This window comes from Acidisarcina sp., assembly GCA_035539175.1.
Taxonomy (GTDB): domain Bacteria; phylum Acidobacteriota; class Terriglobia; order Terriglobales; family Acidobacteriaceae; genus JANXZS01.
In genome coordinates this window covers 358,433-374,427 of the sequence record DATLIY010000008.1, presented here as the reverse complement: position 1 = coordinate 374,427, position 15,995 = coordinate 358,433, and the positions used below count along the sequence as shown (strand labels likewise).

General features: G+C 59.8%; 7 protein-coding genes. 4 read left to right on the top strand and 3 right to left on the bottom strand.

Annotation, left to right across the window (positions count from 1 at the left end):
• Positions 1-85: 85 nt before the first annotated feature.
• The 3 genes from VM554_09595 to VM554_09585 all read left to right on the top strand — a co-directional run bounded on the left by VM554_09595 (position 86) and on the right by VM554_09585 (position 4,750).
• On the top strand, positions 86-2,395 hold the full coding sequence (locus tag VM554_09595; GenBank protein ID HVJ08627.1) for a GH92 family glycosyl hydrolase: 2,310 nt from the start codon (positions 86-88) through the stop codon (positions 2,393-2,395).
• A gap of 206 nt (positions 2,396-2,601) precedes the next feature.
• A complete protein-coding gene (locus VM554_09590) occupies positions 2,602-3,894 on the top strand; it encodes a BON domain-containing protein (protein ID HVJ08626.1) in 1,293 nt (430 codons plus the stop codon).
• Positions 3,895-4,279: 385 nt separating this feature from the next.
• Complete coding sequence (locus tag VM554_09585; GenBank protein HVJ08625.1) at positions 4,280-4,750, top strand: VOC family protein; 471 nt, start codon at positions 4,280-4,282, stop codon at positions 4,748-4,750.
• A 54-nt stretch (positions 4,751-4,804) separates the two neighbouring features.
• Here VM554_09585 and VM554_09580 read toward each other — a convergent pair whose 3' ends face one another.
• Positions 4,805-7,519 (bottom strand): glycoside hydrolase family 3 C-terminal domain-containing protein, encoded by a 2,715-nt coding sequence (locus VM554_09580; GenBank protein HVJ08624.1) that lies wholly within the window; start codon positions 7,517-7,519, stop codon positions 4,805-4,807.
• 629 nt (positions 7,520-8,148) lie between these two features.
• Between VM554_09580 and VM554_09575 the strand changes: the two genes are divergently transcribed.
• Entirely contained in the window at positions 8,149-12,519 is a 4,371-nt protein-coding gene (locus tag VM554_09575; GenBank protein ID HVJ08623.1) for a protease pro-enzyme activation domain-containing protein, read from the top strand.
• Positions 12,520-12,590: 71 nt separating this feature from the next.
• On the opposite strand, the gene VM554_09570 is transcribed toward VM554_09575, so the two are convergent.
• Together VM554_09570 and VM554_09565 are read right to left on the bottom strand one after the other, a co-directional pair.
• The gene (locus tag VM554_09570; GenBank protein ID HVJ08622.1) at positions 12,591-13,511 is read right to left on the bottom strand and encodes a hypothetical protein; all 921 of its coding nucleotides are present in this window, start codon (positions 13,509-13,511) and stop codon (positions 12,591-12,593) included.
• A 133-nt stretch (positions 13,512-13,644) separates the two neighbouring features.
• Positions 13,645-15,795 (bottom strand): prolyl oligopeptidase family serine peptidase, encoded by a 2,151-nt coding sequence (locus VM554_09565; GenBank protein HVJ08621.1) that lies wholly within the window; start codon positions 15,793-15,795, stop codon positions 13,645-13,647.
• Between the last annotated feature and the right edge of the window lie 200 nt (positions 15,796-15,995).

The window sequence follows — 15,995 nt, the reverse complement described above, 5'->3', positions numbered from 1 at the left end:
GCCAGGAGAGGCCTTGAGGATTGTCCGGTTTTGTGGAAAGTGGAGCAGTCGTGTAGCCCTTGCCGTTGCGATGGCAGGAGCTCTTTTGTCGTCTTCGTATGCGCAGGTTCAGGCTCCCGCCGCTGCCTATTCCGCCGTGGATTCCTATTCCGTCGTCGATCCAAGGATCGGCACTGGGCCGGAGGGGCACACGTTTCCCGGAGCCACGATTCCGTTTGGCATGGTGCAGCTCAGCCCGGATACGCAGATCCGCCCCTTCAAGCAAAGCTACAAGTGGGCGGCGGGCTACCGTTACGAAGATACGACGATCCTTGGTTTCTCCCATACGCATTTTTCGGGTGCAGGCCACTCGGACCTGGGAGACTTTCTGATTCAGCCAATCTCCGGGGATGTCCGTTTGGAGCCCGGCGACATCGATACGCCGAACTCCGGCTATCGCTCGCGCTTCCGCCACGAAACAGAGAAAGCGGAACCGGGATACTATGCGGTCACTCTCGAGGACTACGGCGTGCGAGCCGAGCTGACATCGTCTTCGCGGGTTGGCGTGCACCGCTATACCTTCCCTGCGGGAAAACCCGCACATCTGCTGATGGATCTGCGGTCGTCCATCTACAACTATCCCGGCAAGATTCTGTGGTCGCGAATTCGGCTGCGGGCCGACGGCACGGTAACCGGCATGCGGGAGACGCGTGGTTGGGCTCCGGGACGGCAGCTTTATTTTGCGATGCGCTTCTCGCAGCCGCTGACGGGGCATGAGCTGTATGACCGGGAAGCATTGCCAATCGAGTACAAGGGGTTCAAGACTCCGGGAACGACGGCGAGCGATATCCAGGCTATCGAAGGACGCGGCCTGATGGGCGTCTTTGACTTCGGGGCAGTCACGCAGCCCGTGGTCGTCAAGCTGGCCCTCTCCCCCACCAGCGAAGAGAACGCCATCGCGAACCTGAATGCGGAGGTTCCCGGCTTTGATTTCGACAAGGTGCGCGCCGCTGCTCGCCGGGCGTGGGAGCAGGCTCTATCGGTGATCGACATTGACGCTGCGCCGGCAATGCGGAAGAACCTTTATACGGCTCTCTACCACGCGCTGTTGGCGCCCAGCATCTCGATGGATGTGGCCGGAACCTATCGCGGCCCGGATAACGAGGTTCACAAAGCGGAGGGATTCAACTTCGTTTCCAGCTTCTCGTTGTGGGATACCTACCGCGCGGAACAGCCGCTGATGACGCTGATTGAGCCGCCGTCGCGCACCGTCGATGTGGTGCGCTCGCTGGTGGAGTCGCAGAAGGAAAGTCCCTTCGGCATCTTGCCCGTGTGGCAGTTCCAGGGCATTGAGACGTGGTGCATGATCGGCTACCACTCCGTGCCCGAGATCGCGGATGCGTATATGAAGGGCATCCGCGGCTTCGACGCCAACCAGGCGCTGGATGCCATGGTGGCAAGCGCAACCTATGCGCCCTATGGGCATCTCGACGAGTACATGAAACTCGGGTATGTGCCGGTGAACGGCGATGGCGAAGCCGCCTCGAAAACGATGGAATACGCGTTTGACGATTGGACGATTGCGCGCATGGCTCGTGCGATGGGCAGGGACGGCGTTGCGGCCACCTTCGAGAAGCGTGCCGGCTACTGGCGGAACGTCTTCAACCGGCAGAGCGGATTTGTGCAGCCCAGGCTTGCGGACGGCAGCTTTCGGGAGCCGTTCGACCCGGCCCGCGCGGGTGCGGACAGCGGCTTTACCGAAGGCAATGCCTGGCAATACTCGTGGTATCAACCGCAGGACGAGGCTGGCCTGATTCAATTGCTGGGCGGCGACGGCAGACTGGTGGCCAAGCTCGATGCCATGTTTGACGCGAAGGTGGATCCACACCAATATGCGGATGTGGAAGACATTGCAGGGATGATCGGGCAGTATATCCACGGCAATGAACCCAGCCATCACCTCGCCTATCTCTACAACTACGCTGGCCAGCCGTGGCGCACGCAGGAGCGGCTCAAGCAGATCATCGACACGCAATACAAGCCCGCTCCCGATGGACTGGTCGGCAACGACGATCTTGGGCAGATGTCGGCCTGGCTGCTCTTCAGCGCGATGGGCTTCTATCCGGTGGCGCCTGCCTCGAACGAGTACGTCATTGGCCGCCCCTTTGTAGAGAAGGCTACCCTGAACCTGCCGAGCGGGAAGCACTTCCGGGTGGTCGCCGAGAAGATGAACGAGCAGAACCGCTACGTCTCCCGGGTGTTTTTGAATGGCAAGCTCCTTACCCGCAGCTTCCTGCGCCACCAGGAGATCCTCGATGGAGGCGAATTGCGATTCATCATGGGGCCCTCGCCCAACAAGGTGTGGGCGACCGGGAAGAGCGAGCGCCCGTTTTCCCTCTCACAGGAGGCCCGCTGAACTGGCGCGCAGAACCAGCGCGCGGAACCGGTCGGCTGAACCAGCCAGCTTTCGCTGCTGTCGCAAGAGTCCCTGCCAGGCTGTTGCGGAACTATTTTCTCCGGCTGGGGTTGAACAACATGGAAAAGGCTGTCCGGGTCACCCGTTCGAGGATGCAGCAGCGGTGTCCCCTGTGGCTTGTTGTTGACGAGAGAGCAGGAACTCCTATGGCATTTCTCATGAAGAATGCATTGCTTCGCGGCGGATCGGTTCGCGGTGGATTGGTTCGCAGGGCAGTGGTTGCTTTGGCACTTTTCTCCCTCCCCCTGTTTTTATCCATTTGTCTGGTGAGTCCCGTGGCTGCGTCCGATCAGGAGACCGCGCAGGCCTCCACCCGTTCCGACGAGGCGATTGAGAGGGACGTCGTCGGGGCCATCACCGCCTCGCCAGTCCTCAACGTGCAGCCCATAACCGCTACCACCGTTTCAGGAGATGTGACGCTCGCCGGCTCCGTGGACGATGCGGCGTCAAAGGAGCTTGCTCAACTGGTGGTCTCCAAGGTGGATGGAGTGCGGTCGGTGGTGAACAACCTCGACATCGTGCCGATTGGCGCACCTGCCTCCAACGAGCCCGCGCCAGACAACCAGCAGCAGCAGCCGGCGCAGCAGGCGCAGGATAGCCAGCAACAGCCAGCGCAGCAAGATAATCAGCAGCAGCCAGCGGCAGAGCCCTCCCCCACGTATCCAGCTCGGCGCCCGCCATACGGTGCGCCTCAGCAGGCTCCCTATCCTCCGAATCAGGCCAATCAGGATGGCCCCGTGCAGATACCGCAGGGCACTCTGCTGACGGTGCGACTCATAGAGCCCCTCGATACAAAGAACCTCGGCCAGGGCGCGATGTTTGAAGTGCAATCTGCCCGGGATATCTACGTCGGCGGCGCCCTTGCGATCCCTCGCGGAGCCACTCTCGACGGGCAGGTTGTCGATATCCGGTCGGTCAAAGGTTCGCTGAGCGGGAGTTCCTCTATCTCGCTCCGGCTGAACACGCTTGTGCTGGAAGGGCGCACCTATCCCCTGGAGAGCGATGTGTGGGTTAGCAATGGACCCGGCAAGGGCGGCTATACGGCTGGCAACACCATAGCTGGCGCGGGCGTCGGAGCGGTCATCGGAGGCATCGCTGGTGGCGGCCCAGGAGCAGCCGTCGGAGCCACTGTGGGCGGCGCAACTGGCGCAGTAGCTTCGTCCGCGAGTTCAGGGCCGCGTGTTGTCCTGCGGCCGGAGACGGTTCTGAACTTCCACCTTGCCGCACCGGTAACCGTGGTTCCCGTCTCCTACCAGGAGGCGCAGCGTCTAGCCGCTTCGCAGCCACAGCAGCGTACGCCTTATGCGGATCGTCCTGGATATCCAAGGCCACGCGTAGTCTATGGCTATCCTTACCCGTATCCCTATGCATACGGCTATCCGTATCGCTACTACTATCCTCGCTACCGCGGATATTACCGGCCCTACCCAGGCTGGTAAGCCCGACCTGTTAAGCCACGCAGGGCAGGCCGCACCGCCTTGCACGTACATTCGCGAGCGTGGGGCCCGTTTCTGCCGGGCGGCCCACGCCGTATCGCGTTAGCATCCAGCCGAGGACGGGACGCTTTTGTGGATCCATCCCGCATCCCATAAACATGTGGCATCCATTGCTGATTCAGTCGCGCAAGTCGCTTTTTACTTGGTGGTCAACGTGTAACAGAATTGGTTACAAATGGCAGGCCGCGCCGAACCCAGATGCGGAAAAGACAATTGCAACTTATCTGCAGCTATGGCACATCTCATCTGTTGGATCGCTTGAACACAACGCGAACACAACTCACCGCCGGGTCTGCAAGGATGCACCAACAAAAACCGGGAGGTCTCCATGAGTGCCTTTCAGGACGTTCCCCGCATCATGCCATTTCTCTGGTTCGACTCAAATGCGGAAGAGGCAGTCGAGTTTTACCTCACCATCTTCAAGAATTCGCGCCGTCTCGGTGAGATGCGCCTGCCCGACGACAGTCTTGGGCCGAAGGGCCGCGTCCTCACCATTGCTTTTGAGCTCGATGGGCAGAAGTTTACCGCGCTGAACGGTGGTCCGATGTTTCAATTCACTGAGGCCATCTCGTTCGCGGTGCGCTGCGATTCACAGCAGGAAGTGGATGAGTATTGGTCGAAGCTTTCCGCCGGGGGCAACGAGGGCCAGTGCGGCTGGCTCAAAGATAAGTTTGGCCTCTCCTGGCAGATTGTGCCCGCGCGCCTGCCAGAGCTTCTTAAGCAGCCTAAGGCGATGCAGGCCATGCTGCAGATGAAGAAGCTCGACATCGCTGAGTTGGAACGCGCCGCGCAATCCTGATCACCGGTAGCTGCACGCCACCGGCAGTCGTGAGCATGTGGCCTGCTTCGTCCGCTAGTCTGGAAGCATCACCGTTGAACCTTCGATTTTGAGAGGCGCAGAAGCACCTGCGGCCGAGGTTCCGGGTTGGCCGCCGCCTACCCACACGGAGTAGCTGCCCGGTACAATGCTGCGACTGCCATCGGGACTGACGAGGCTGAAGGCACGCGGGTTCAGTTCGAACTTCACATCCTGTGTCTCTCCCGGCTTGAGAGAGATTCGCTGGAAGCCGAGAAGCGACCGAAGCGGCGCTCCATCGATAACACCCTTGCTCGAAAGATACAGTTGCACCACCTCGGCGCCAGCGACCTTGCCGGCATTCTTTACCGAAACCTGCACTGTCAGCGGCTGACCAGCCTGTACACTTGGCTCCAGCTTGAGACTCGAGTAGCCAAAGCTGGTAAAGCTCAGTCCGTAGCCGAAGGGATAGAGCGGCTCGCCGGTGAAGTAGCGATAGGTGCGGTTCGCCATGCTGTAGTCTTCAAACGGCGGAAGCTGCTCGACGGATTTGTAAAACGTGACCGGAAGACGGCCACTGGGATTAACGGTTCCCATCAGGACGTCTGCTACTGCGTTGCCACCTTCTTCGCCGGGATACCATGCTTCGACAATCGCAGCGGCCTTCTCGTTGATCTCATTCACGGCGAGCGCACTTCCGTTCTGCAGAACAACGTAGATCGGCTTGCCGGTCGAAGCAATGGCGCGAAAAAGATCCATCTGCGCGCGCGGAAGACCGATGTCGATGCGATCCCCACCATTGAAGCCCTCGACCGCAACCGGCATTTCTTCGCCTTCCAGTTGCGGAGAGATGCCCAGCGCCAGGATCACGGCATCCGCGCCCCTGGCTGTTTCCACTGCTTCCTGCAGCAGTGCATCGGCAGGAGGCGTCCAGAAAAATGTTATGGCGCCTCGGTCCATCGTCTCGACGTATTCGATCTTCAGCGTGTAGCGATGGCCTTTTTCAAGCTGGATGGCGGCGGTTGTGTCGAGGTCATGGCCTTTCAAGGTGCCCGTATCATGGATCAGCAGCTTGCCATCGAGATAGACCTGCACGCTGTCACCCGGTTTGCAATCCCGGCAGGCATCCCACCGTACTCCGAACTTCGTAGTGCCTGAAACTGTGGGGATCAGCGTGCCTGTCCAGCGCACGGAGTAGCCCTTCTCCGGCAAGCCAGCCGCGGGAGCCGAGTCTCTCCAGTCGAAGTCGATGTGATCGTCCACCCGCACCAGCTTTGGACTTCCGCTGAAGGTGGCATTGTCAAAGTACTCTCCCTGCAGGCCCTGCTTCTCGCCGGAGGAGCCCGGCGCGTGCAGCATATAGCTGGGCACGGTCACACTCATCCCCGTCGCCAGCACCGAGCCCTGCCGGAAGGTGACTCTGGTGTGGTTGAAGTGGGATCGAATTCCATCCAGCACGGTTACATATTGCGAGGGCGTCCCGTTATAGTTGCCCTCCAGCGTATCCAGTTGATCGGCATTTGGACCAATCACGGCTACAGATTGAAGGTTTGCCGATAAAGGCAGTGCATGATCTTTATTCTTCAGCAGGACGATGGATTCGCGTGCAACGTCGAGAGCAAGCCTGCGATGCGATGGAGAGTCGTTCTCCGAAAGAGGAATCTGGTTGAAGGGAACCATCGAAGGCGGATCAAACATGCCCAGTTGAAACCGCGCCTTGAAGAGCCGCGTGAGTGCCGCATCGAGGTCGGCCTCCTTCAGCAATCCTTGTGCAACGGCCTTGGGAAGGCTCGAATACTCGCCGCCGCAATCGAGATCGGTGCCCGCTTTCACGGCAACGGCGGAGGCCGCTTCCATGTTGCTCGCAAAGTGGTGCCCCTGGGCAATATCCCCTACAGCTCCGCAATCGGAGACGACATAGCCCTTGAACTTCCAACTCGAGCGCAGCGTCTCGCCCAGCAGCAGGTCGCTGGCACAAGCGGGCTTGCCCAATACGGAGTTATAAGCACACATCACGGATTGCGCGGAGCCATCGACAACCGTCGTCCGAAAAGCGGGTAGATAGGTGTCCTCCAGATCGTGACGGGAGACGGGCACGTCGAAGACATGGCGTAGCGGTTCGGGTCCGCTGTGCACCGCGAAATGCTTCGAGGTGGCCACCACCTTCAGATATTTCGGATCGTCTCCCTGCATGCCTCGCACGAAGGCAAGTCCCATCTGCCCCGTCAGGTAAGGATCCTCACCATAGGTCTCTTGACCGCGTCCCCAGCGAGGGTCGCGAAAGATGTTAATGTTCGGCGACCAGAATGTTAGTCCCCGGTAGATGCGGTGGTCGTTCCGCGCCAGGGCCTCACGATGCTTGACCCGCGCTTCGGTGGAGATAGTGTCGCCCACCTGCAGCATGAGCGGCGCATCCCATGTCGCGGCCATGCCAATGGCTTGCGGAAACATCGTCGCATGGCCGGCACGTGCAACGCCGTGGAGCGCTTCATTCCACCAGTTGTATGCAGGTACGCCGAGGTGATCAATTGCTGGTGCGTAGTAGATCATCTGCGCAGCTTTTTCCTCGAGCGTCATCCGCGAAATCAGATCGTGGACTCGTTCGTCAACCGGAAGCTTCGGATCGCGAAAAGGAAAATCGCCGGAGCTTTGCGCCCATATAGGTGCCGCCAGAGCGGATAGGAGCAGCGAGAGAGCCAGCACGCAGGTGGTCTTAACGTAGGTGGTCCTGGCGGTTGAAAGCCTGCGACGAGCAAGGAAATCGTGTCTCACGGAAGTATCTCCAGAAGTCTTGAAGCGCTGCACCCGCAACGCTATCAGAAATCGCTGCAATTGGGAGCGATTTCTTGAGCAGAAAATCGTTTTATCGCGAACCATGATTTTCAACAACGCAGGGCCGATGCCTTCAACAAGTACTGTGTTCCACGTCACAGGTGCTGCGGGCAGGGACGCAGATTTCTCTGCTGCGCGATGGGCCCGCAAACGCAGTCAGGACGGCCCTTTGCGGCATGTTTGACACCATTCGAGGGAGAGGACTCTAGACCAAAGTGTCATGGACGTCACCCGGAGCAAAGGTGTGTATTGCAGTTCTGAGCCATTTTCTATCCTCTGGCCAGAACCATTCCGCATCTCCGCGGAGTAGCTCGGGCCGGACGATGGCTGTGGCTGCAAAAAAAACAGAAATACGAGAACGCAGGTTTGCGGGTGCCGTCACGTTCTCATGCGTTTGCTTTTGGGTGGCCGGATGACGACCGCTGTTGCATTACTTTTGCGCCGTCTTTCCGGGACCTGCACAGTTGATCCACCTCTTCGCGCTACTCGATCGCGCATGAGGGCGAGTGCTGTTGTTCGTGGATAGCACTTAACGAGAACAACTTTTTTCTTGATTGAGAGTGCACATTATGTCGCGTAAGAACGTGAGTCTCCTGTCCTGTCTTCTTCTGCTGGCCGTCTCGGGAATTAGCTATTCCCATGCTGAGGTCAGGCAATCCCCGGCAACAAAAAAGATCAACGAACAGAACGTGGTAGCTCTTCCGGGGCACATTCATCCGCTTGCCATTGCTCGCTATGATCGCGGGCGGGTCGCGGACAGCCTTCAGCTTCCGCACATGGTGCTCGTGCTGAAACGCTCCGACCAGCAGGAGCAGGCGCTCACGACGCTCATCGATCAGCTGCATGATCCAAAGTCTCCGATGTACCATCGCTGGCTAACACCGCAGGAGTTTGGCCAGTTCTTTGGCCCGTCCAATGAGGACCTGCAGAAGCTGACCAACTGGCTGGAGGGAAGCGGCTTCAAGGTGGATGAGGTTTCGCCCGGCCGCACCACCATCATTTTTTCGGGGAATGCTGCAGAGGTCCATCACGCGTTTGGAATCGAGATCCACGCCTTCCAGGTGAATGGCGTCAGACATATTGCGAACGTAACCAATCCGCAGATTCCGGCAGCGCTTGCGCCGTTGGTTGCGGGCTTCCGCTCGTTGAACGATTTCCAGGCGAAGCCCATGCACCACGTCGTTGGCGGATTCACGAGGGATAAGGCGACCGGCGAGTGGAAGCAATCCTCCACGGTCGCGCCCAACCTCACCAGTCTTTCCGGGCCCATGGGAGACGCCCGGCTGGTTGGTCCGCAGGATTTTTACACCATCTACAACCTAAAACCGCTGCTGCAGTCGGGGATTAACGGAGCGGGCCAGACTATCGCGGTCATCGAGCAAAGCGACGTCAATCCAGCCGATGTCACTGCCTTCCGGTCGCAGTTTGGGCTGCCTGCTTATCCTGCTGCGCCCAATGCGGCCGAGGGTGGAGTCAATTACCTCAAAGGCGTTTCAGGGTATTGCGTTGATCCGGGAATCGTCGCTTCCGGTGACGAAGCAGAGGCGATTCTTGATGTTGAGTGGGCCGGAGCCGTCGCGCCCAACGCCACGATTGATGTAGTTTCCTGCGCCAGCAGCGGATCGTCGCAGGGCACGGATCTCGCTCTTACCTACATCGTGAACCACCTGGCATCCAGTGTCTCCGCCATGAGCTACAGCTATGGCGCATGCGAAGCTGCGTTGGGTGGCGCGAGCAACGCGTTCTACAGGAACACCTATCAGCAGGCTGTTGCCCAGGGGCAGACGGTAGTTGTCTCTACCGGCGACGGTGGAGCTCCGGGCTGCGATAACTTCGCTGCGAGCGCACCCAATCCTGCTACCCAGGGGAATGCGGTCAATGGCCTTGCCTCTACACCCTACAACGTTGCGGCAGGCGGTACCGATTTCAGCGATGTTTATCAGAACCTGACGAGTGCGTATTGGGATACCGCAAATGGTCCTGGCTATAGCTCGGCCCGCTCGTATATTCCTGAGACGGCGTGGAACGGCAGTTGCGCCGGTCCCGTGCTTCGTTCCTATGCTGCGGAACTCGGCCTGAATCCCGGAGCGACTCCGGAAGCCTGGTGCAACAACGCCAACTTCAAAGCGAAGTATGGCAGCTTTGTCTTCCTCGATGGTGGAGGCGGAGGCGTCAGCACTCTCTACGCCAAGCCCAATTGGCAGAGTGCTTATGGCGTTCCCAATGACGCAAAGCGCGACCTGCCGGATGTCTCGCTGTTCGCCAGTAATTTCATCTACAACCACGCGCTCGCTGTCTGTCAGTCAGACAAGGGATACTCCTGCGACATGTCCAACAGCACCGCTGCCCAGACGATGGCGGCTGGTGGAACCTCCTTCGTCGCTCCGCAGGTTGCCGGTCTGATCGCGCTGGTGAATCAGAAAACAAATGCGCGGCAGGGTCAGGCAAACTACACGCTCTACGCACTGGCCGCGAGTGAGTATGGTGCGCCTGCAACGCCCAACTCCAGTTTGCTGAGCGCCTGCAATGGTTCGCAGAAAGGGAATGGGGTGGGCACGAGCTGCATGTTCTACGACGTGAATGCCACGCCAAATCCCAGCGGCGGCACGGTCACGGATAGCATCTCGCAGCCCTGTGCAGCCGGCACGCCGAACTGCGTGGCAACTCTCAAGAAGGACGCTTACGGTCTCCTCTCCTCGTCGAGCGGCACTCAGAATACAGCGTATCCGGTGGGCAAGGGATACGATCTGGCCACCGGGCTGGGCAGCATCAACTTCACCAACCTGGTGAACAACTGGACAGTTGGATCCTCCGCTGGAACCACCTCATATCCGACAACGACCACGCTCACTGCCGCGCCCAGCACCATTCCGTGGGCGGGTGTGACGACTCTTATCGCCAGAGTTACGAACTCGACGTATGCCTCTCCGAGCGGTGTCGTGAACTTCTACAGCGGTAGCGCCAATGGCAAATTTCTAGGTACGGCGACGCTGGCTCCGGGCAAGGCTCCCATCGCGATCGCAACCTTTCAGGTCACCGGAGCCATGTTGTCTCCCGGCGCCAACAGCTTGATCGCAGTCTTTCCTGGAGATGGGGCGAATGATGCAGCCTCCACCTCCGCGGCCGCAACGGTCAACGTGGGCCTGGCTCCCGCCGCTTTGACGACTCCAACCATCACCCTCACATCGAGCGCGGCGAGCCTTTTTCTCATGCAGTCTGCGAACGTCCGCGTTACGCAGCGCGATACGTTAACTGCAACGCTGTCTCCCAGCGACGCTACCGGTACGGTGCAGTTCTTCCTGGGCTCCACTTCGCTGGGGACAGCCGCGATCTCCGGCGGCACGGCTACGCTGGGGATTGATTCCTCCCTGCTGGCGTTAGGGGCAAACAACCTGACGGCGACGTATCTCGGCAGTGCTCAATACAATCCCGCGTCTACGTCCATGCCTACGATAGTGATGGTTCTGAATAACACCGCCAGCTTTGGTTCTGTCGCGGTCGGAAGCACTTCGCCGACGCAGCAATTCCAGGTCACTTTCCTCGCAGCAACAGCGGTTGGCGCCATCAATGACCTGACCGTGGGCAGTTCGAATCAGGACTATCTGGACGGCGGCAGTACCACCTGTGCTGCGGGATCCTATGCTGCTGGAGCCAACTGCGTAGTTTCCCTAGCCTATGCGCCCAGCGTACCGGGCACCCTGCTGGGTTCCGCTGTCTTGTACGACGCAGCGAACACTCCCATAGCTGCGATTCCGCTTACCGGCCTGGGTATGGCCGCCCGCCTGTCCTTTGGGTTTGCGGCTCCTGCGGCAATCGCAAGCTCGCTCAATGGCCCATCGTCTGTCACGGTAGACGGCCGTGGGGACATCTTCATTACCGACACGCTGAACAACCGGGTCGTAGAGATTCCCAATGGCGGTTCGGCGGTAAATGTGGGAACCGGATTTATGGAGCCCGTCGGGACGGCAGTGGATGGCGCAGGGAATCTATACGTGGCGGACACCGCTTTCGGGGTTTCAAAGATTCCGAATGAGCACGGAAACCTCAATGCGGCACATCAAGCTCCTCTGGCGATCGCCGGTGGTGTCTTCCTTCCAGCGGAGGTAACGTTTGATGCCATTGGCAACCTCTATATCGCAGACACGATGAACAACCGAATCGTCAAAGTGCCTGCGGTGAATGGAGATCTCGACGTCGCTCACCCCACATACCTTGGCACCGGATTGACCAGTCCAAATGGAGTCGCAGTAGATGGCGCAGGCAACGTATTCATCGCGGATACCGGCTTTCCATCGAATCCGGCAAACGCCATCTATGGAAGGATTGTCGAGATTCCCGGAGGGACCGGAGCCCAGCAGACGCTGAACATCCAGGTGAGCGCGCCTTCTTCCATAAAGATCGATGCATCCGGTCAGCTCTTCATCGCCGACACCAATAACTTGCGGGTTCTCCAGGTCTCACCGGACCTGACGACGCAGACTCCGCTGAACCTGGCGATCAACGCCACAAACCCACAATACTTCGGTGGCATTGCCATCGATCTCAAAGGAAATCTCTGGGCGCCTGACTTCCTGAATAATCAGATTGTCAGCGTGGCTCCAAACATGCCGTTGCTCAATTTTGGGAATCAGGCAGTTTGTCCTGCGTGGTTATGCGGAGCGTTCCAGACTACGTTCGGGCCATTGACCGCGACGCTAACCAACGTCGGAAACCAGACAGCACAAAACTTCAGCGCGAACCTGCCACAGTATTTCTCGGTACAGGGCGGCACATGCAACGTTATGACTCCCGGCTTCACGCTGAATGCGGGCGGCAACTGCTCGCTCTCCGTGGTCTTCACCGTTACCGACTGGTTCCAGGGGCAAGCTTATAACCAGCCGGCGAGTGTATCGGCGACCGGAACTACTGCGAACTTCCTGGTTTACGGCTTCACCTTGTAAACCCTCGGGGCCTGCTCCAACCAGGGTCGGCCCCGGAGATTTCAGTTCGCCGCACTGTCAGGCTGCACCTTCTAGGCTGCCCCTTCGAAATGCTGTCTTCCCCGTAGGGCATCGAGGACTCCGGCGCCCCAGCGCAGCCAGCGCTTAGGAATCCGCAGGGACCATTGGGAAGCGGCACGCGGCGTCTCTGCCATGGCAGGCAGGCTGCAGGGAGCCAGATTCGGCTTGGTGTTGGCTGCGCGGATCTCTGCCAGCACCGTCTCCACATGCTCGCGCAGCAAGTCCACATCGAGCGCGCATTGGCGCACGTAAGCCGAGACGCTGATCCCGGCTTCGCCAGCACGTGCCTTCACCAGCGCACACTCCTCCGGAGCCAGCCGGACGGTGAGCGAGACGCTGCGAGCAGGCGAGGCGAGATCCCCGGAGAGATTCTTAGACGGATTTCTGGCGAGATCTCTGGAGTCGCGTTCTAACTCCCGCGCCATCTCCCGATGCACCTCTTGTCTCATCACTCCGGCAAATGTCTCTCGCGGCTCTGGGGCTTTGGCTATTAGGAGCTCTGCGGCTTCGTCTGTTGGGAAATTCGGGTGGCCCGCCACGGGCTCTTTGCAGGCAGCGTCTCCTCGCACAATGTCTTCGGCGGCCAGGGTCGAGTGTGGCCGAGGCTTCTTTCTCGTCCTCGCGGGCGCTGCTGCTTGCGTTGTCTTCTTCCTGCGCCTTGCAGGGGGCTGTGGAGCGCTTGCGGAGGATTCGACTGCGGGAGCTAGGTCCGCAGCGATCTCGGGGCTTGGGATAGCCTCAGGAGAGTTGCGGCGGAAGCGGGTTGCGTGCAGCGCCTGCTCGTAGCTCACTTCAGAGACGCGGGGCTGTGGTCCAGAGTTGACGCCCTGCGAGGAAGACCACGCAGAAAACTTCCCCAGGATGGCGTCGATATCTTCCATAGGCCGCCGCGGTGAGGTTGTAACGCGCGTCGTGGTGTTGGTCCCCATCATTCCCCTCTCGTCCGACTCGGGGATAGCATAAGTCGCACCGGGCGCGGGCTTGAAGAGAAATATCGAATAGAGACAAGTCCGTTTCCCATTCCTGCGTAAAGGAACCGCATGGACCGGAATGGGAATCAGCGCGCTACGGCTTCGCTGTCTCCGTCCAGAGGAAGGCTAATTCGTCAGCCTGGTCCTCGACCAGTTGCTGCAGAGAGACGCCGCTGCTGTGGCCGCCCTTCAGGCTGTAGTGCAACAGTACCGGCCTTCCGCTCCGGCTGGCAGCTTGCACCAGCGCCGTCATCTTGCGCGCATGCAGCGGATCAACCCTTGTATCGGAATCCCCGGAGAAGAACATGACGGCGGGATATTGGCTGGAGGGCCTGACATTCTGGTAAGGAGAATAGGCAAGAAGATAGCGGAAGTCGCTCGCGTTCTCTGCCGACCCGTATTCCGTCGTCCAAAGCCGGCCGAAGAGGAAGTCCTGGTAGCGCAGCATGTCCAGCAGCGGATAGCCGCACCAGATGGCTCCAAACAGTTCGGGCCGCTGGGTCAGCGCAGCACCCATCAGCAGTCCGCCGTTCGAGCGTCCCCGGATTGCCAATTGCCGCGCAGTCGTGTAGTGGTTGGCAATCAGGTATTCGGCAGCGGCAAAAAAGTCGTCGAAGACATTTTGCTTTTTATCGAACATACCGGCCTGATGCCAGCCCTCTCCATATTCGCCGCCGCCCCTGAGATTCGGCTGCGCAAAGAGTCCTCCCTGTGCCATCCACCAGGCATACTCCGGGTTCCATGCCGGAGTCAGGCTGACGTTAAAGCCGCCATAGGCCGTCATCAGGACTCGAGCTTTCCCGTCGAGCTTCCAGCCTCTCTTTCCCGCGACAAACATCGGAACCCGCGTCCCATCCTTCGACGTGTAAAAGACCTGCCGGACCTCATATTTTTGCGAAGGGAAGGGAACCACGGTGCGGGCGAAGATGCTGCTTTTCCCGGTCACCGTGTTGTAGCGGTAGATGGTCGGCGGCAGATTGAAGGATTCGAAGGAGTAGAAGCCCTCGCGATCGTGGGAGCCACCGTGAACCGCAGACCCCGCGCCGATGCCCGGGTAGGGAATCGAACCGATGCGTCTGCCATTTCGCGCATAGATCGAGGTCTCCAGGCGAACGTCATGGAGCCGCGAGACAAACAGCTTTCCTCCCACCAGGCTGGAGTTCTCGATCACATCCTTGCCTTCGGGAACGATGGTTCTCCATGCTGCCGGCTTCTCGCCGGGCGTGAGTTCAACGATGCGTCCTTTGGGCGCCTCGAAGTCGGTCTGCACATAGAAGTGGCCGTCCATCTCCATGGGCTGAAAACGGGCTTCCACGCCAAATACCAGGGGAAGAATCGGAGAGCCGGGCTGACGAAGGTCCTTGAGCAGAATGTCTTCGCGCCGGGCGGGCACGCCGTGAGAAAGCGTGAGGATTAGGTAGTGTCCGTCGTCGGTCACGGTCACCCGCACCAGGTCCATTTCGCCAAGCGCTTCGCCACGGTACGCGCCGCCTACGAGCCGTGTATCCGCATTGTTGCCGAAGACGTGGAAGTACACCGTCGTGGCTTGATGCTCAAAGCGCGCATAGTAGAGCCCGTTGCCCTCGGGGCTAAGCTGCACGCCGAAGTAGCGCGCGGCGGGCAGTCGGTCGGCGTAGTCCTTGCGGGTTCGGACATCAAGAACCCGCACCTGCTCCTCATCCGCACCGCCAACACGCACTCCGTAGACCAGTAAATTGCCATCCCGCGAAACATCTAGGATGTCCACCGAAGTATTCTGGTCGGGGCTCAAGCGGGTCGCGTCCACCAGCCGCTCTTCTTTTGCGGCAGCGCCTCTGCGGACATAGATGGACGCCTGATTCTCGCCTGCGAGCCGTTTCTGGTAGTAGTAGCCTCCAGCGCGCTTGCGCGGCACGGAGTAGGTATCCGTCCGCTGCAGGCTGGTGAGTTGGCGCAGGATCGCGGGCCGTATCGCCACCTGCGACAGATAGGAAGCGGTGTAGGCGTTCTGTGCTGTAATCCAGGCCCGCGTCTCAGGGCTGGTGGCGTTCTCCAGCCAGCGGTAGGAGTCGAGGATGGTCATGCCGCTGTAGCTGTCGCTCACCTGCTCGATGCGAGTCGAGGGTGGGGCGGGAAGCAATCTTCCGTCGCCGCTGTGGATGGTGGAGGAGGCGTTCTGCGAAGATGCCGACGTGCTCAGCAATGTTGTGCTCAACAATACCGTGCCCAGCCATGCCAGAGCGGACATCCATGGTCCCCGTTGCATGTTCCTCCTTGGTCCGCGGAACGCTCGCGTCTTCTGCGCGTCTTCCACGAATCCCTTCGCGGGAGATGCAGGCGCACATTCCTGCTGACCCAGCGTACACCGGACGATTCGGGCGTACATCGGGGCGATTCGGCCGGTGTGCTGGCGGATGGGCCAGACTGCTCGCATCCCGCGCTCCACATTTGCTCCTTGCGGCACCT